This is a genomic window from Natronomonas aquatica (assembly GCF_024449025.1).
GTDB classification, from domain to species: Archaea; Halobacteriota; Halobacteria; order Halobacteriales; family Haloarculaceae; genus Natronomonas; species Natronomonas aquatica.
This window is the reverse complement of record NZ_JAHLKM010000006.1, coordinates 110,844-127,819: the sequence shown is the minus strand read 5'-3', so window position 1 is coordinate 127,819 and position 16,976 is coordinate 110,844. Positions and strand designations below refer to the sequence as shown.

Below are 16,976 nucleotides of genomic sequence, written 5' to 3'. Positions count from 1 at the left end.
GCGTGCGGACCGCTGCCCTCGCGGGACGAGGCTTCGACGTTGGCTTGCGGGGCCCGTAGTGGTTGGTCCGGACGCGCCCCGGATTCGGTCCCCGCTGAAGACCATAGCGCGGGTAGCGAGCGGGGCCTAACCGCCCGACCTAGTCCGTGAGATTCTAGACGACTGGTACATAAGGCTCTTTCGTCTCGAAACCGATCGCAGTCACGCGATCTGCCGGGAACCGACACGAGCAGTCACTCGCCGGCGACGGGACCGTCGGCGACCTCGATACCGCCGGTGAGCGTCCGGTGTGGATACGGGATGTCGATCCCTTCCCCGTCGAACCGCCGTTTGACGTTTCGGACGTACTCGCCGCGGGTCTTCACGAAATCCCCCCGGGAGGGGCTCTCGATCCAGATCCGTGACTGCAAGCCGACCGAGGAATCTCCGAGTTCCGTCAGCCGGACCGACGGCTCCGGATCGTCCATGATTTCCTCGTGGGCGCGGGCCTCCTCGAGAATGATGTCCGTGGCGGCCTCGACGTCGTCGTCGTAGCCAATTCCGAAAACGAACTTGAGACGGAGCTTGTCGGCGTCGACGGGGTTTTTGACGACGTTGTCGGTGAGATGGGAGTTCGGGACGGTCAAAAGCTCGTTGTCGAAGGTCCGGATACGGGTGACCCGCAGGCTGATGTCCTCGACGATTCCCGCGTTGTCGTCGAACTCGATCCAGTCGCCGATCTTGAACGGTTTCTCGGTGAAGATGAAGACTCCCGCGACGAAGTTCTTCAGGACGTCCTGCATGGCGAAGCCGATCGCCAGCGTCGCCGCCGCGGCGATCGTCGCCAAAGACCGCAGGAAGCCGTTGTATCCGGCGACTCCGAAGGCGACCGTGATCCCGATGAACAGATAGATGATCCACGTTAGCTTCCGCAACGGAGCTTTCGCGTGTCGATCCAGGCCGCGGGCATCGAGCACGCGGTTGAGCACCGGAAGCAAGACGCGTTTTCCGAAGAGATACAGCGCCATAAACGCGACGAGAAAGGCCACCGCCCCGACGACCGCCTCGCCGGCCGGCCCGGCGATCTCCGGTGGTACGCCGACGGATTCCAGGGCGCCACCGAGCAGTCCCCCGACGCCGTTCTGCAGCGGCATCATCGGTGATACACCGCAGTGTGGCCGCGCGTATCGACGAGTTGGGCGTTCGTCCGGCCGGCGAGGTCTGCCGCCAACTCCTCTGTCGTCGTCCCGCTGCGGGCTGCCCGGAGGAACTTCACTTTCACGAGTTCTCTGTCAGCCAGCTGGTCAGACAGCTCCTCGGTGACGGGACCGAGCCCCGACTTGCCGACCCAGACGGTCACGTCGGTGTCGTGTGCTCGGGATTTCAGATCCTTCGGCGACATACATATCTTTCATCCGGGGGTCTTAAAAACCTGACACATTCCTTCAGGGATACGGCGTTTCCGACGATCACCTGTAGGTACCTCCTGTGGCGAGTGAGGCGTTCAGTACGGGTAGCGGGCGTATTCGCCGCACGTACACGTCACGACGACGTGGCCGGCCCGTGTCCGGACGGTTGCGTTCCGGCCCGGGATCAGATACCTGTCACAGCGATCACACGTGAACCGTTTGAACCGCCGCGGTAGCGGGAGCCGGTTGCGTTCGGCGACACGCCGGGCGCGCCGGACGTACTGCCGTGCGAGGTCGTCTTCGCCTGTTCTCGCGGCCTGTCGGGCCAACTCGGCCAGCCGTGCGATCCGCTCTTCGGCGACGGTCACGGTCCGGATTTTCCCCCGAGCGACCAAAGACGTTCGGTAACGCGTGGGCGGTTCCGGCGCATCGATCGACGGGGCACCGACACGGGAGCTATCGGGCGATGCGGTGGGTATCCCGGGCAGCGTGTTTGGCCTCCAGGACGGCGCCGGCCGCGAGGTCGACAGCGAGGGTATCGATATCGTCGGCCGCGTCGACGTCCAGTCCCGTCGTGACGACCGAACCGGCGGGCGGCTGTACGGCGACGGTCGCCCGGAGGGTGCCGTCGTCGTCGGAGATCTCGCCGCCGACGACGAACTCGTCCGAGAGCAACTCGCGGGTCGATACGGCGACGTTGACGAGGTCACGGCGCAGCGTCTGTCGGTGTTCCGGCGTCGGTTCGATCCCGGTTTTCGAGGCGCCGCCGTGGGGGGCGTTTCCGTGCATTGACTGTCCCCCGGTAGAGAGCACGCCGATAAAAACCCGTCGGATCATATGCCAGTCGGTGCCATATAGACTCCGGAGAGCGCTCCGACGGCCGGCGCTCAAAACAGCGACGAACTCTCGCCGTAGACCGCCAGTACGACCGCTGTCGTGTACGTTTCGGGATCGGTGTCGGCGGTGACGGCCCGTCGCCCGCCGTCGTCGAACGCCCACGACCGGAGTTCGCGGCCGGCGGCGAGCCCGCGGTCGACCCGATCGCGGACCGCCCCGGGGTCCGTCCCGGACGCTTCATAGAAGATCCCCGGTCCGTCGGGTTCGCGCGACCAGCCCAGACAGGCCGCCGCCGGCCCCGCCGCGCCGGGTTCGACTGTCGCTCGGGCCTCGACGACGGTGAGCCGTTCGCCGGCGGGCCCGAGCGACGCCGCCTCGCCGACGGCCTCGATCGTCGCGTCGGCAGGGATCACCGACGAGACGGAAACGAGGTTGTAATCGCCGACGTTCGCCGCCGCGAGCGCGGCGTCGTAGGAGGCCATCGCGGTCGGCCCGCTTGCGGTTCCCCACACGATCCGAATGAGTCCCATCGGTCACCACTCGGCGATCGACGGATAAAAACGTCGGGACTCGGTCTCCGGGTTCGTCCTGTCGGCTGCTCGTCAGCTTCCGGCGGATTCTTTGTCCAACTCCGCCGAATCGATGTCCTTCCCGCCGACCGAAGACCGGAGTGCGTCCATCCCGTCGTCGCCGTCGATTCCGAAGTTCCCGGCGTATAGCTCTTGGACACGCCCGTATTCGTCGTCCGAGAGGGCCGGCACGTCGCTCGCGGCCGCCCACTCGTCGATGTCGGCTCTGGTCCGGAACGTCGGCGTGACGGTTGCGACCGGATCGTGGTACAACAGCCACTGCAGCGCCGCCTGAGCCATCGTCCGCTCGTCGTCCCGTTCCAGAAACCGGAGGCGTTCGAGTTTCTCCCAGCCGGTCTCGTACCATTCGTCGGGACGGTACGCGCGGTGGTCGCCCTCGTCGAGTTCGGTATCCGGCCTGACCTGCTCGTTCAAAAGCCCCGACGAGTGGGGAACCCGCGGGATGAGACTCGTCTCGGAGCCGGTCCGATCGAGCGTCTCCAGGAAGTGATTGCCGACCTCCTGTTCGAAGGCGTTCCAGACGAGCTGGACGGCGTCGAACTCCTCTTCGATCGCCATATCGCCCTCCGCGAGCCAGCCGATCGAGGGTCCGAGCGCCCAGCCGATGGCGTCGACACGGTCGCCTTCCCTGAGTTCGTCGAGGAACTCCAGCACGTCGGCGTCGATCTCTTCGACGTTGGCGTTGTGCAACTGCAGGACGTCGATCCGTTCGAGCCCGAGCCGATCCAGCGACTTCTCGAAGGCTTCCTCGAGGTACGCCCGGTTCATCTCCTTGGGGAGCTCGCCGTGGCCGGCCTGGGGGTTGTTGTAGAAGTCGTAGCCGATCTTGGTCGCGACGGTGACGTCCTCGCGGACGCCCTCGAGTGCGCGCCCGATGAGTCGCTCGGAGTCGCCGTGGCCGTAGACGTCCCCGGTATCGAAGTACGTGATGCCCCGATCGATCGCATACCGGACCATCTCGATCGCCTCCTCGTCGCTCCGGTCACCCCACCAGTCGCTGCCGACGACCCAGGCGCCGAAGCCGATCTCGGAGACCTCGACGTCGGACGTGCCGAGCGTGCGGTAGTTCATACACGCTTTTAGTGGTTCTCTCACTTATCGGCCGCGGTTCGTCCACGGGGTACCGCGATCGAAAATCAATAATGGAAGGTATTGATAAGCCTCTTTCGATCGTGCATACCGCACACAACAGCAATCCCTAACAACCACAGGCCCGTCAGGACGGGTATGACGAAACGCCACGTCTCGCTGCCGACGGAGGCCGAGGAAGGCCTCGAGACGTTCCTCGAGACGGTCGATCGCCGGCTTTCGAGCGAGGAGGACACCTGCGCGGTCGTCGAGGACGTCCTCGTCGACCTCCACGGCGACCGGGAGGCCTACGACCGGTGGCAGGCCGGCGAATCCGTCTCCCCGGCCGAACGCGTCCGACTCCAGGGTTATGATCCCTGCAACGCGACGCTGGAAAGCGAGTACTACGCCGAGAAAGACGAGACGAAGTTCGAACGGTCGAAACACCTCCAGTGGCTCTGGCGGCAGTTCGACGCCACGCCGATGGCCGACAACGTCGAGTTCGCCCTCCGGTTCCGTCGGATGCTCGCCGAGCACCTCTTTGCGGAGTGTGGCGAGAGCTGTCGGTTCTTCAAGGGGATCACGTTCACCTACGGCCACAACATCTCCGTCGGCGACAACGTCGTCGTCCACGACGACGTCCACCTCGACGACCGCGGCCGGCTGACGATCGGCGATCGGGTGTCGGTCTCCGACGGCGTCCACATCTACAGCCACGACCACGACATCGTCGACCAGACCGAGGTCGACAACTACCACACGATCCTCGAAGACGACGCCCGGATGACTTTCGACGCGATGGTTCGGGCCGGCTGTAAGGTCGGCGAGAACGCCATCGTCGGGGCCCGGAGCGTCGTCCAGTCGGACGTCCCCGCCCACCACATCGTCGTCGGTCAGCCGGCGAAAAGCGTCCGGATCAAGCCGGGCTGGGAGGACGTCGCGGATCCGATCGACACCGAGCATCAGTCGCTACGGGACGAACGGCGGATCCCTTACGATCTCCCGGCGGACCTCGAGCGGTTCGACGAGTTCGGGCGGGATCTGGAGCCGCCCGGAAAATAGGACCGCGCCGGGACCGCGGCGTTACTCGAGTTCTTCGGCGATCTCGTCGGCGTCGATGTCGGCCTCTTCGAGGGCTTCCTCGATATCGACGTCGCCCCCGGCACCGCCCATGCCGCCCATCATCCCGCCCATGCCCATCCCCATGTCGCCGTCGAGGATCTCCTGGACCAGGATCCGGTCGATATCGGTCAGATCAATAAGCTGGCCGGCGATCTGCTGTTTCTGCATCATCCACTGCTGGTTCATCGAGAGCTGGGGCGTCGACTCGACGTAGAGCGTTCGCTTCTCGACGGTTTCGGTGACGGTTTCGGGCTCAGCGTCCTCGTCGTCCTCGTCGTCGGGCTCCTCGACGCGGGTCTCCTCGACCTCGTCGGTCTCGACCCACATCTCGAGGTCGATATCGAGGAACATGTTCAGCAGACCCCGCGCCTGCTCGATGTCCTCCTCGACGGTACCGAGGATCTCGTAGTCGTACTCGATGTCCTCGCCGGCGAGCGGGTGGTTGAAATCGACACGTGCGCGCCCGCCGATGATCGTCTCGAGGACGCCCTCCTGGCCGTCGATCTGGATCCGTGCGCCGGGATAGCGGTCGTCCTCGTCGATCTTGTCGGCCGAGACGGTCCGGACCTCCTCCTCGTCGTACTCGCCGAAGGCCTCCTCGGCGCTCACGACGACGCTGCCCCCGTCGCCGACCTCCTTGCCGCGGACGTCGTCCTCGACCGCCGGAAATAGGTGTCCCTCCCCGAGTACGATCACGCGGGGTTCGAACTCGCCTTGGTCGGCGACGCCCTCCTCCTCGGCGACTTCCTCGTCGGTCGTGTCGACAAGCTGGCCGTCCTCGATGGTTCTGGCGGTGTAGCCGATCCGGACGAAATCGCCGTCCTGTAGACCCGTCGCCTCCGCTTCGTCGTCGTCCGGCTCCTCGGTCTCGGTGCCGTTGGGTTCGGCGTCGGCCGTCTCCGCTACTTCGTCGGCCGGTTCGGTCTCTTCGACGTCATCGGATTCGTCGCTCATACTCCCTACGACAGCCGTCGCACCCTTAACAATCACGTTTCACTGCGGGACGGAGCCACGGCGTTTTTGCCCGTCGACCGAGACCTCACCGCCATGTACGAAGTGGAAATGAAGGTGCGGGCCGACCACGACCGCGTCCGGTCGAGGCTGTCGGGACTCGGCGCTGTCCCCGAGGGAACGGTGCGGCAGGTGGATACCTATTACGATCACCCGGTTCGGGAGTTCGCCGAGACGGACGAGGCACTCAGAATCCGCCGTGAGGCCGCCACGGAGGGCGAGAAAACGCGGGTCACGTACAAGGGTCCGCTCGTCGAGGCCGAATCGAAGACCCGAACGGAACTGGAGACGGCCATCGCCGACGGCGCGGTCTTCGACGGCATCCTCGAGCGGCTCGGATTCGAGCCTGCCGCGACGGTCGAAAAGACCCGCGAGCGGTTCCGACACGGGGAGTACACCGTCACACTCGATACCGTCTCGGGGCTCGGGGAGTTCCTCGAAGTCGAGACCGAAGCGGAGGTGATCGAGCCGGCTCGCGAAGGGGCGGCCGAACTGCTCCAGCGGCTGGGGTTCGATCCCGAGAGTCAGATTCGGCGTTCGTATCTGGGCCTTTTGATCGAGGCCGATCGGTGAATAGGCCGATCCGCTCTCTCCGATACATGCACACCGGTAATCTATATGGTCAATTTGGTTTCCGTAAGTTATAGAACCGCCCGAGGAGTACGGGACCGCAATGACTGACCGAAACATCCGCGTCGAGCCCGTCGTGGGCCGCGCGGTCGAAGCTCAGGACGTCGAGATCGTCGAGCGGAAGGGGCTCGGCCATCCCGACTCGCTGTGTGACGGGATCGCGGAACACGTTTCACAGGCGCTCGCGCGGGAGTACATCGACCGCGTCGGGAAGGTGCTCCACTACAACACCGACGAGACCCAGCTCGTCGCGGGCAGCGCGGCGCCGGCCTTCGGCGGCGGCGAGGTCATCGATCCGATCTATCTTCTGATCACGGGTCGGGCGACCAAAGAATACGGGGGTACGAGAATCCCCGCCGAGACGATCGCCCTCCGGGCGGCCCGCGAGTACATCACGGAGAACTTCCCGTTCATCGATTTCGGTACGGACGTGGTCGTCGACGTCAGACTCGGTGAGGGGTCGGGTGACCTACAGGAAGTTTTCGGCGAGGACGGCAAGCAGGTCCCGATGTCGAACGACACCTCCTTCGGCGTCGGACACGCGCCGCTGACCGAGACCGAAACGATCGTCCTCGAGACGGAGCGACAGCTCAACGGCCGCTACAGCGACGAGAACCCGGGCGTCGGTCAGGACATCAAGGTGATGGGCAAACGCGAGGGCGAGGCGATCGACGTGACCGTCGCCGCCGCGATCGTCGATCGATACGTCGCCGACATCGACGAGTACGAGGAGACGATTGCCGGGATCCGGACGTTCGTCGAGGATCTCGCTGCTACATACACCGACCGCGACGTGACGGTCCACGTCAACACCGCTGACAACTACGAGGACGGATCGATCTATCTGACCACGACGGGGACGAGTGCCGAACAGGGCGACGACGGCTCGGTCGGTCGCGGCAACCGTGCCAACGGCCTCATCACGCCGAACCGCTCGATGTCGATGGAGGCGACCTCCGGAAAGAACCCGGTCAACCACATCGGGAAGATCTACAACCTCCTGTCGACGGAGATCGCCCACGCCGTCGTCGGGGAGGTCGCGGGCATCGAGGAGATCCGGATCCGACTGCTCTCGCAGATCGGCCAGCCGATCGACCGCCCTCACGTCGCCGACGCGACGCTCGTAACCGAGGACGGCATCGAGGTCGACGACATCGAGGCCGAAATAAGGGCGATCGTCGATCGTGAACTCGAAAACGTGACCGACATCACCCAGCGCGTCATCGACGGCGAACTGACGACGTTCTGACGTCGGGAGGCGAAACCGCTTTTTTCCCTCGCCGCCGACGTCGAGCCATGACGCGGGTGTGTCTTGTCGGCGACGACGACGTCGAACTCCGATACGAACTCGTCAGCCGCGAGACCGCCCGCGAGGCGCTTTCGACGTACGATCTGACTGCCCCCTACGAGAACACGGTCGCCCTCGGGACGGTCTCGCTGGGTGCTGCCGTCTCGATTCTGAACGATCTCGATTGGTACCTGGCCCGGTTCGTCGCGGAGGCGCTCGTGTTCGAACCGTCGATCAGCGACGAGGAGTGGCTCTCGCGGTCGCTCGCCTCGGCGGTCCGCGACGGCGAGTGTGCCCCCGAGGAATCCGGGCGATACCTGAAAGTGTTCGGCGTCGCCGACGGCGAACTCCTCGAACCGATGTTCGTCACCCGGACGGGCCCGGAGCTGCCCGAGTACGATCTCAACGAAACCGAGGAAACGCTCGTCGTCCGGGTCACCGAAACGGAGTTCGGCGCCTGATCAGATTTCGACGCCGCTCGGGATGAGACTCCTCTCGCGGAGCAAATCGCCCCCGTGGTCGTAAACCAGAAGCGTCGATTTCTCGTAGACCGCGAGTTCGCTCCCGTCGTCGGTCTCGATGACGAGCCGGTAGTGACCGTTCTTCTCGTCGCCGTCGGCGACGGTTTCGATCACCGAAAACACCGTCTCCGCGTCGGCGTTCAACTCGAGGACGTACTCGCCGGTGACGCGATCGGCGATAGCGAAGACCCCCTTCGGGTTGTCGGCGTCGAGGGCGTTCTGCAGCCGGTAGGTGATATCGACCCCGTCGCCGTCGAGCGGTGTTCCCCCGCGGCGGAGTCGTGACTCGAGTTCCTCGGTCGGCCCCTCGTACGTGATCCGCACGGTCGGCCGTCCCGAGTCGTCGGTCTGCACACCCGCCGCCTCCAGAGTGAAATAATCGCGGCGCATCCCTACCTGTCCGGCAATAGGGGCCGCCCACGCATGAACGTAACGCCCCCGTCAGACGCGTGGCGTTCTCCGGATGGACCATCCGGGCGGCCGAACGCGGCGGACATTTATCTTAATTGCTCGCGTACAGTGTTACATCCACGGTCGGAGGTTCCAAAGATGCCACAGGATCGATCGGACGACGGGGTTGGTTCCATCCGCGAGCGACTGGCTTACACCGTCGATACGCTTCGGGGGTCGTCAGTTCCGGAGGGACCGTACCGCCCCGGCGAGGACGACCCGATCGTCGGCGACCGGCCGTTCGTCGACCGGCTCGTCGAGCGGTACTGGCTCAATCCACCCTTTTCTTACGCCGCGATCACATACGACGAGGACGAAAACGAGCACCAGTATCTGGCCATCGAGCCGGAACTCGATCGCTTCGAGAGTGATCTGCTTGAAACGCTTTACGACGACGTCCGGACGCCGCTTCTGTACGGCACCCACGAGGGGCCGCCCGAGGAGAGTCTCATGCTCGAACTCAGACGGCGGCTCGAACGGTACGGGGTCGATATCGACGCCGCTGTCATCTATCGGCTGTATTATTACCTCTACCGACGGTTCCAGGGGTTCGGTCCGATCGACCCGCTGATGCACGATCCCCACATCGAGGACATCTCCTGTGACGGCTACGAGATTCCGCTGTACGCCTACCACGAGGACTACCAGGACATCGAAACGAACGTCTCCTTCGGGCGGAGCGCCCTCGACGATTACGTGGTGTCGATGGCCCAGCAGGCGGGACGCCACATCTCGGTCGGCAGCCCGATCGTCGAGACCACGCTGCCGGACGGATCGCGTGCGGAACTCGCGCTCGGAGAGGAAGTGACGCCCCACGGGTCGGCGTTCACCGTCAGGAAATACAGCGAGGAGCCGTTCACGCCGATCGATCTCCTCGAGTTCGGGACTTACTCCCTCGAGCAGATGGCGTATCTGTGGCTGGCGATCGAACACAACAAAAACCTCGTCTTCGCCGGCGGGACGGCGTCGGGCAAGACGACCTCGATGAACGCGATCTCGATGTTCATCCCGCCGCGCTCGAAACTGATCACTATCGAGGACACCCGAGAGCTGTCCTTGCACCACGACAACTGGCTCTCCAGTGTGACTCGCGATCGGCTCGACGACGCGGCGAACGTGACGATGTACGATCTGCTTCGGTCGGCGCTGCGGCACCGCCCCGAGTACATCATCGTCGGCGAGGTCCGTGGCGAGGAGGCGATCACGCTGTTTCAGGCGATGAACACTGGGCACACGACGCTATCGACGATGCACGCCGACTCGGTCCAGACGGTCATCAACCGCCTCGAGAACGAGCCGATCAACGTCCCCCGATCGATGGTCCAGTCGCTGGATATCCTCTGTGTGCAGACGCTGGCCCGCTTCGGCAGCGAACGGGTCAGGCGGGCCGACACGATCGCCGAGATCGAAGGGATCGACCAGCGGACGGGCGAACTCGACTACACCGGCGCCTACCGGTGGGACTCCGCGTCGGACAGTTTCGAGGAAGGGACGGCGAGGATCACCGAGGAGATCGCCGAGGAGCGCGGCTGGTCGAAGACCGATCTCCTCGAGGAGATGCGCCGCCGCAGGCGGTTTCTCGCGTTCCTTCAGGATCGCGAGGTAAACGGCTACGAGCGGTTTACAGCGATGGTCAACCGGTACTACGCCGCCCCTGACGATATCATGAATCGGATCGAGGCCGCCGGATCGGAAGCCGAGACGGCGAGCGAGCCGGTACCGTCGGAGCCGGGGAACTGAGATGCTCCGGCTGGTCCCGCTTGTCCTCGGGGTCGCCCTTCTGACCCCGTTTCTCTTGGCGCCGGCCAGCGCCCGTCTCGACCGCACTCTCACAAGAACCGCGTTCCGGCTCTTCGGCGGTCGGGGGATCGAGTTCGACGCCCGCCGCGAGCGGCTGTTGCGATCCGCGGCGATGGGGAGCCCGTACCGGGAGTACGCGAGCAAGACGTACCTCTATGTCATCGTTGCCGGCTTCGTCTCGGCTATCGCCGCGTTCTACGCCGGCGTGGGCGTGTTCGCGCTGGCTGACGCCGCCGAGCTCTGGACGGATCCGGTAGCGTTCTTCGGTGACGATCCGAACCTCGGGACCGAGCAGTTCGGCCTGCTCGCCGTCGGGAGCGTCGGTATCGGGATCGTCGCCGCGGTCGGCGCCTACACCGTCCGATGGCGGCTTCCGGCGATCCGGGCGGACGCACGCGAACGAAAGATCGACGCGGGGCTTCCTCGGATGGTCGCGTTCATGTACGCACTCTCTCGCGGGGGAATGTCTGTCCCGGCCGTGTTCCGGACCCTCGCCGCAAACGAGAACGTGTTCGGGGAGGGCGCGACTGAGATCGAAACGGCTGTCCGGAACATGGACCTGTTCAACGTCGATCTCGTGACGGCCGTCGAGGACCTCTCCGATCGGACACCGTCCCAGCAGTTCTCGACGTTCACCGAGAACTTCGCGAGTATTCTCCAGAGCGGCGGCAGCGTCTCGGAATTTCTCAGCGAACAGTACGATCGCTACCGCGAGGAGGCCGAAGAACAACAGGCCGAGATACTGAACCTGCTGGCGACGACCGCCGAGGTGTACGTCACCGTCGCCGTCGCGGGAATGTTGTTTCTGATCACGATCCTTCTGATAATCGGGTTGACGGTCAGCGACACGCTGTTGGTGATGCGGATGATCGCGTACCTGATCCTCCCGGCGACGAACCTCCTCTTTTTAGGCTACCTGCTCGAGGTTACCCAGCCGCTTCGGGCAGGAACGGACGGATCGCGGGATCGGATGTCGGAAACGGAGGCCCCGATCGGCGGTCGGCGGATCGAATCCGACGGCGGCTACGCCAGCCCGGAGTCGGCGGACAACCACGGACGGCTCATGGCGTACCGACGGCTTCGTTCGGTCCGGAAGACGCTCGCGACGCCGGTCGCATCCGTCATCGAACGTCCCGTTCGGCTGCTGTACGTGACGGTCCCGATCGCCGTCCTCGTGACCGGCTATCGGCTCCCGGCGGCGATGGCGGCCGACGCCATCGATATCGAAGTGCTCGACGATCTCCTCGTGCAGGCGGTCGTCTTCCTCATGGGGACGTTCGCCGTCGTCTACGAGTACAGGAAACGACAGCTCAGACGGCTCGAAGACGCTGTTCCGGACTTCCTCGAGCGTCTCGCCAGTCTTAACGAGGCCGGGATCGCGATGGTCTCTTCGTTCGACCGGGTCCGCGAGAGCGATGTCGGGGCCCTAGATGCGGAGGTCGAGCGCATCTGGCGGGACATGAACTGGGGTGCTACCGCCGAGAAAGCTCTCTCGCGGTTCGAATCCAGGGTACGAACGGCCTCGGTGACCAGGGTGGTGACGCTGATCACGAATGCGATGCGGGCTTCCAACGAGATCGGTCCCGTCCTCCGGATCGCCGCCCGACAGGTCCGTTCGGATCTCATGCTCCGCAAACAGCGCAAACAGGAGATGTTCACGTATCTCGTCGTGATTTACGTCTCGTTTCTCGTCTTCCTCGTGGTTATTCTGGCCTTAGAGCAGGTGTTGATCCCGAACCTTCCGGACACCAGCAGCGCCGCCAACGCCCGTGCCGCCGGGGTACCGGGACTCGGCGGCTCGAGCGTCGATCGGGAAGCCTACCAGCGCGTGTTCTTTCATACCGCGCTCGTCCAGTCGGTCGTCTCGGGGCTCGTCGGCGGCGTCATGGGCAACGGATCGGTCAAGGACGGCATGAAACACGCGACGGCGATGCTCCTCGTCACGTACCTCGTTTTGGTCGTTCTAACCTGACTGTCGGTCCGGCCTCGACCGGCGTTTTCTTGTCCGTGCTCCGGAAACCCGGGGTATGGACGGAAACGATCGTCACGGCGTGCGCGGGACCTACGAGCGGATCGCCGAACACTTCGCGGCGACGCGGGACCGTCCGTGGCCGGACGTCGAGTCCTTCTGTGCGGGCCGACGCGCCGAGGTGGCGCTCGATATCGGCTGTGCCAACGGCCGCCACACCGAGTTGCTCCTCGGACACGCCGACCGCGTCGTCGGCCTCGATCTCAGCCCGGAGTTGCTTTCGATCGCCCGAGGACGGGTCCCCCGGGCGGACCTCATCGAGGGCGACGCGACCGCGCTCCCGCTCGCCGACGACAGCGTCGGGCTCGCGCTCTATATCGCGACGCTTCATCACCTGCCCGAGCGCCGTCTCCGACGGCGGAGCCTCGACGAACTCGCCCGTGTGCTCGACGCCGACGGAGCCGCCCTCGTCAGCGTCTGGAGCACTACCCACGACCGCTTCGAGGACGGCGATACGGGGACGGGATTCGATACCGAGGTCGGCTGGACGCTCCCCGACGGAACGACCGTCCCGCGGTATTACCACATCTACGCACCCGAGGAGTTCGACGCCGATCTCGATGCGAGTGCGCTTTCGGTCGCGGAGTCGTTCACCTCGGCGGGTAACTGCTATGCGGTCGTCGAGAAGGCGTGAGGCGGTTTTTTGAGGAACGAGCCGTCCCCGGACGGTCAATCACTCGGGTTCGGTGTCGAAGTCGATCACGTCCCCCGAGGCACCTTCGGTTTCGAGTTCTTCTAGGAGCGCGTGCAGTTCCGGATGGAACTCTTCGACGAGTCCGGTCTGGAGATCAAGCAACAGATACACTAGCTCCCGCAGTTCGTCGAGATCGTTTTGCAGCGTGTGGACGTGCTTTTGCAGCGTCATTACCTGCTCGACGAGTTCGTCGTCGGTCGCCGCCCGAAGGTCCTCCTCGCTGATCCATTCGAACTCGTCTTCCGGGTCCTCCATACAGGTTGTCGATCGTCCCCGTCGCACTAAGAACCTCTGTCCGGTCTCCGCGTTTTTGTTATTGGGACACGGGAGAGCCTCTGACGGGACAGTCACCTCCGGCAGGGACGAGCAGTACGCTTTTTATTATTACCGGATAACCGTCCGTTAGAGATGCCTGGGGCACTGCGGCGGATGACGGAGGTCAGTCGCCCCAGAACCGTCGGGCCGATCACGGTCGGACACGGTATCAACGAGTTCTTCTCGATCGTCATTCCGCCGATCATCCCGCTTTTGATCGCCGATCTCGGCGTCACCTACGGGCAGGCTGGATTTCTCCTTACGGTCTTTTTCGTCATGTACTCGCTGTTCCAGCTCCCCGCCGGACTCGTCGCCGACCGGATCGGGAAAAACCGGCTCATGCTCGCGGGGCTCGTCGGGATGACCGGTGGGATCGTCATCGCGGGGATGGCTACCACCTACGGAGCCCTGGCGATCGCACAGGTAGTCGCCGGGATCGCCGGCAGCACGTTCCATCCGACGGGCCTCTCTATTATCAGCGATATCGAAACCGCCGACACGGAGGGGAAAGCGATGGGCGTGTTCGGGGTCGGCGGCACGCTCGGAACGATGGCCGCACCGCTTGCCGTCGGGGGACTGGCGGCGGTTTCGGGCTGGCGTATCGCCCTGCTCGGCGCGGCGCTGCTCGGTGGCAGCGCGACGCTTCTCGTCGCGTACTTTCTCGTATCGTTCGATGTCGACGTGACGCCCTCGATCCGATCCGACGGCGGTCGGATCGCCGCTACCGAGTGGGTCCGGGGTGTTCGGGCGACGGCGACCGAACTGGCGACCCGCGATATCGGGCTGTTGTGTCTCATCACGCTCGTCATGTCGCTGCAACACCGCGCGATACAGACGTTCACCACCTCCTACGTCGCCGCCGAGACCGGCGCGACGGTGTCGGTCAGCAACCTCGCGTTCTTCGCGCTGCTCGTTGGCGGCAGCGTCGCCTCGCTTTGGGGCGGGGACCTCGCCGACCGGCTGAACCGGTATTATCTCGGGATCGGGGCCGCCCTCGCGACCGCGGTACTGGTCGGGGCGAGCCTGCTCGTCGCACACGCGACCGCGGGCCTTCCGTTCGTCCTCCTGATCGCGGCACTCGTCGCCTGGTTCGTCGTGATCGGGGCCGCGATGTACGCCGTCTACCCGGTGAAAAACGCCCTGGTCTCCGAACGAGCCGAGGAAGCCCACAGCGGCAGCCTCTTCGGTGTCGTCCAGACCGGCTCTGCGCTCGGCAGCGCGATCGGCCCGGCGGTGTTCGGCGTTCTCGCGACGAGATGGGGGATTATCGCCGCGTTCCCCGCTATCGCCGGGGTCGGGGTCGTCCTGGCCGCGCTGTTCGGGGTGTTGCTCGCCTCCGAGTGACCGCTCCTCGAACGCCCTGTACGGAACGAAAAGGGTCTTATACGGCGTGGTGTTACGCCGAACTGCGCGCCGATGGTCTAGTGGTAGGACCTGAGCCTTCCAAGCTCATGGCCCGGGTTCAAATCCCGGTCGGCGCACTCGCTCCTCCGTCGCGTACAGCACTTTTCAGCGGTCTCTATGGTGAATAACACGCTGATTTGAAAGAGTCGACAGGACAGCCCCGGTCGGTCGTGGGCCCGTCGCCACGGTTTCGACCCCTCACAGGGTACAGGAGATATTTGTTGGTCCGTCCCGTTGGGACCCGCATGGTCGAAGCCGATGGTTCGGTCGTGTCCGAGCGGACGATCGTCGAACTGTGTGAGGACCGCGAGATCCCGCCGCTCGGTGTCATCGAGCAGGTGTGGGAGACTGACCCGATCCCCGACGGGCGGATCGAGGCTAGTGCGGCCGAGGCGGCCGCCTCCCTCCCGTTCGATGACGTCCCCGACGGCGGCGAGGTCGCGGTCGGTGTCGGCAGTCGCGGGATCGCGAACCTCCCGGCGATCGTTCGTGGGACCGTCGCCGGTATCCGCGAGGCGGGGTACGAACCGTTTCTGTTCCCGGCGATGGGCAGCCACGGCGGGGCGACGGTGGACGGACAGCTGGAGGTGCTCGAAGCGCTCGGTGTCACCGAACGGGCGGTCGAGTGTGAGATCCGCGCGACTATGGAGGTCGAACAGGTCGGCCGAACGACCGACAGAGGGGTCCCTGTCTACGCCGACGCACACGCCGCCGCTACCGACGCGATCGTGCCGATCAACCGGATCAAACCACACACCTCCTTCGCCGGCGACGTCGAGAGTGGGCTCTCGAAGATGCTGGTCATCGGGATGGGGAAACAGCGGGGCGCGAAGATGGCCCACGAGTGGGCGCTCGAGTGGAGCTTCCGGAACATGATCCCGGAGATCACCGACGTACTCGTCGACGCCCTGCCCGTCGTCGGCGGGGTCGCGATCGTCGAGGACCAGCGCGACGATACGGCCATCGTCGAGGGCGTTCCGGCCTCGGGCTTTCTCGAGCGCGAGGCCGAACTGCTGGAGGTGGCCTACGAGTACATGCCGACGCTTCCGTTCGAGGAACTGGACGTCGTCGTCTTCGATCGGCAGGGCAAAGACGTAAGCGGGGCGGGAATGGACACGAACGTCACGGGTCGGATGCTCGTGTTCAACGAACCCGAACCGGAAACCCCGTTCATTCGCCGGATTTACACCCGGTCGCTGACCGACGCGTCCCACGGAAACGCCATGGGGATCGGCCAGGCCGACTTCGTACATCGGGACCTGCTGAAAGAGCTGGATCTCGAAAAGACTGTCACCAACGCGATCACTTCGGGCAGCGTCCGGAACGCCCGGACGCCGGCCGGCGTCGAGACGGACCGTGCCGGTCTCCTCGCGTGTCTCTCGACGGTCGGACCGCGGGATCCATCCGAGATCCGTCTGCTCCGGGCGACGGATACGATGCACCTAGAGCGACTCTACGCCTCGGAGTCGCTCGTCGCCGAGGCCCGCAAGCGGGACGACCTCCGGGTCGTCTCGGAACCTGAGCCGGTTCGGTTCCGGGACGGTGATCTCGTGCGCCCGTCGCCGGTCGCTCCCGAGTGAGGCGGCTGGCTTCAGCGATGGGATCTCGAAACGCGCCTGGTGTCCACCAGAGATCGGGATCGACTGATCGATACGGCCGCGAACGAATACGGCTGTCGGTCGGTGTTGCCCCCGGATTCGGGTCGGCCGGGACGGCACTGGAACGCGGAGTCGTACTCGTGAAACCGGACGCCGATCTCGGCCGACTCGACGAACTGAGAGCCGATCGAGACCGCATCGCGTCGGACAACCGACAGCGAGTGACCGTCG

Annotated in this window: 18 protein-coding genes, 1 tRNA gene and 1 other RNA gene (1 of these 20 only partly in view); 10 read left to right on the top strand and 10 right to left on the bottom strand. The window is 64.9% G+C overall.

Features of this window, described 5'->3' with window-relative positions; genetic code table 11:
- The 7 genes from ffs to KM295_RS07300 all read right to left on the bottom strand — a co-directional run.
- Positions 1–150: signal recognition particle sRNA (ffs, locus tag KM295_RS07330), an RNA gene on the bottom strand; it reaches 163 nt to the left of the window's first position.
- A gap of 83 nt (positions 151–233) precedes the next feature.
- On the bottom strand, positions 234–1,136 hold the full coding sequence (locus KM295_RS07325) for a mechanosensitive ion channel family protein (protein ID WP_256029295.1): 903 nt from the start codon (positions 1,134–1,136) through the stop codon (positions 234–236).
- A complete protein-coding gene (locus KM295_RS07320; protein WP_256029294.1) occupies positions 1,133–1,381 on the bottom strand; it encodes a YhbY family RNA-binding protein in 249 nt (82 codons plus the stop codon). Before KM295_RS07320 ends, KM295_RS07325 begins: the two co-directional genes overlap by 4 nt.
- A 102-nt stretch (positions 1,382–1,483) precedes the next feature.
- The gene (locus KM295_RS07315; RefSeq protein ID WP_256029293.1) at positions 1,484–1,756 is read right to left on the bottom strand and encodes a ribonuclease P protein component 4; all 273 of its coding nucleotides are present in this window, start codon (positions 1,754–1,756) and stop codon (positions 1,484–1,486) included.
- An 88-nt stretch (positions 1,757–1,844) separates the two neighbouring features.
- Positions 1,845–2,177 carry a DUF5811 family protein gene (locus KM295_RS07310; RefSeq protein WP_256029292.1) on the bottom strand — a complete coding sequence of 111 codons (333 nt, stop codon included), beginning with the start codon at positions 2,175–2,177 and terminating at the stop codon, positions 1,845–1,847.
- 98 nt (positions 2,178–2,275) lie between these two features.
- Positions 2,276–2,755 carry a pyruvoyl-dependent arginine decarboxylase gene (locus tag KM295_RS07305; protein WP_256029291.1) on the bottom strand — a complete coding sequence of 160 codons (480 nt, stop codon included), beginning with the start codon at positions 2,753–2,755 and terminating at the stop codon, positions 2,276–2,278.
- Positions 2,756–2,827: 72 nt separating this feature from the next.
- On the bottom strand, positions 2,828–3,886 hold the full coding sequence (locus KM295_RS07300; protein ID WP_256029290.1) for an aldo/keto reductase: 1,059 nt from the start codon (positions 3,884–3,886) through the stop codon (positions 2,828–2,830).
- 156 nt (positions 3,887–4,042) lie between these two features.
- Here KM295_RS07300 and KM295_RS07295 point away from each other — a divergent pair, with 156 nt between their 5' ends.
- The gene (locus KM295_RS07295) at positions 4,043–4,945 is read left to right on the top strand and encodes an acyltransferase (RefSeq protein ID WP_256029289.1); all 903 of its coding nucleotides are present in this window, start codon (positions 4,043–4,045) and stop codon (positions 4,943–4,945) included.
- A 21-nt stretch (positions 4,946–4,966) separates the two neighbouring features.
- Here KM295_RS07295 and KM295_RS07290 read toward each other — a convergent pair whose 3' ends face one another.
- A complete protein-coding gene (locus KM295_RS07290; RefSeq protein WP_256029288.1) occupies positions 4,967–5,959 on the bottom strand; it encodes an FKBP-type peptidyl-prolyl cis-trans isomerase in 993 nt (330 codons plus the stop codon).
- Positions 5,960–6,052: 93 nt separating this feature from the next.
- Between KM295_RS07290 and cyaB the strand changes: the two genes are divergently transcribed.
- From cyaB to KM295_RS07275, 3 genes are all read left to right on the top strand, one after another.
- The gene (gene cyaB, locus KM295_RS07285) at positions 6,053–6,589 is read left to right on the top strand and encodes a class IV adenylate cyclase (RefSeq protein WP_256029287.1); all 537 of its coding nucleotides are present in this window, start codon (positions 6,053–6,055) and stop codon (positions 6,587–6,589) included.
- A 100-nt stretch (positions 6,590–6,689) separates the two neighbouring features.
- Positions 6,690–7,895: a methionine adenosyltransferase gene (locus tag KM295_RS07280; protein ID WP_256029286.1), complete on the top strand. Its 1,206-nt coding sequence runs from the start codon at positions 6,690–6,692 to the stop codon at positions 7,893–7,895.
- Between the two features lie 47 nt (positions 7,896–7,942).
- Positions 7,943–8,395, top strand: coding sequence for a DUF5804 family protein (locus KM295_RS07275; protein WP_256029285.1), 453 nt, complete (start codon positions 7,943–7,945; stop codon positions 8,393–8,395).
- Here the strand turns inward: KM295_RS07275 and KM295_RS07270 are convergent, their stop codons facing one another.
- Positions 8,396–8,845, bottom strand: a complete 450-nt coding sequence (locus KM295_RS07270; RefSeq protein ID WP_256029284.1) for a DUF5793 family protein — start codon at positions 8,843–8,845, stop codon at positions 8,396–8,398.
- Between the two features lie 159 nt (positions 8,846–9,004).
- Here KM295_RS07270 and KM295_RS07265 point away from each other — a divergent pair, with 159 nt between their 5' ends.
- From KM295_RS07265 to KM295_RS07255, 3 genes are read left to right on the top strand one after another with little or no spacing between them, the layout of a single operon-like run.
- Positions 9,005–10,645 carry a type II/IV secretion system ATPase subunit gene (locus tag KM295_RS07265; protein ID WP_256029283.1) on the top strand — a complete coding sequence of 547 codons (1,641 nt, stop codon included), beginning with the start codon at positions 9,005–9,007 and terminating at the stop codon, positions 10,643–10,645.
- Between the two features lies 1 nt (position 10,646).
- The gene (locus KM295_RS07260) at positions 10,647–12,677 is read left to right on the top strand and encodes a type II secretion system F family protein (RefSeq protein ID WP_256029282.1); all 2,031 of its coding nucleotides are present in this window, start codon (positions 10,647–10,649) and stop codon (positions 12,675–12,677) included.
- Positions 12,678–12,732: 55 nt separating this feature from the next.
- A complete protein-coding gene (locus tag KM295_RS07255) occupies positions 12,733–13,368 on the top strand; it encodes a class I SAM-dependent methyltransferase (RefSeq protein ID WP_256029281.1) in 636 nt (211 codons plus the stop codon).
- A gap of 39 nt (positions 13,369–13,407) precedes the next feature.
- On the opposite strand, the gene KM295_RS07250 is transcribed toward KM295_RS07255, so the two are convergent.
- On the bottom strand, positions 13,408–13,683 hold the full coding sequence (locus KM295_RS07250; RefSeq protein WP_256029280.1) for a hypothetical protein: 276 nt from the start codon (positions 13,681–13,683) through the stop codon (positions 13,408–13,410).
- A gap of 153 nt (positions 13,684–13,836) precedes the next feature.
- Between KM295_RS07250 and KM295_RS07245 the strand changes: the two genes are divergently transcribed.
- The 3 genes from KM295_RS07245 to KM295_RS07235 all read left to right on the top strand — a co-directional run bounded on the left by KM295_RS07245 (position 13,837) and on the right by KM295_RS07235 (position 16,727).
- Complete coding sequence (locus KM295_RS07245; protein ID WP_256029279.1) at positions 13,837–15,087, top strand: MFS transporter; 1,251 nt, start codon at positions 13,837–13,839, stop codon at positions 15,085–15,087.
- A 66-nt stretch (positions 15,088–15,153) separates the two neighbouring features.
- Positions 15,154–15,224 (top strand) — tRNA-Gly (locus KM295_RS07240).
- A 168-nt stretch (positions 15,225–15,392) separates the two neighbouring features.
- Complete coding sequence (locus KM295_RS07235) at positions 15,393–16,727, top strand: nickel pincer cofactor-dependent isomerase, group 22 (RefSeq protein WP_256029278.1); 1,335 nt, start codon at positions 15,393–15,395, stop codon at positions 16,725–16,727.
- Positions 16,728–16,976 lie beyond the last annotated feature (249 nt).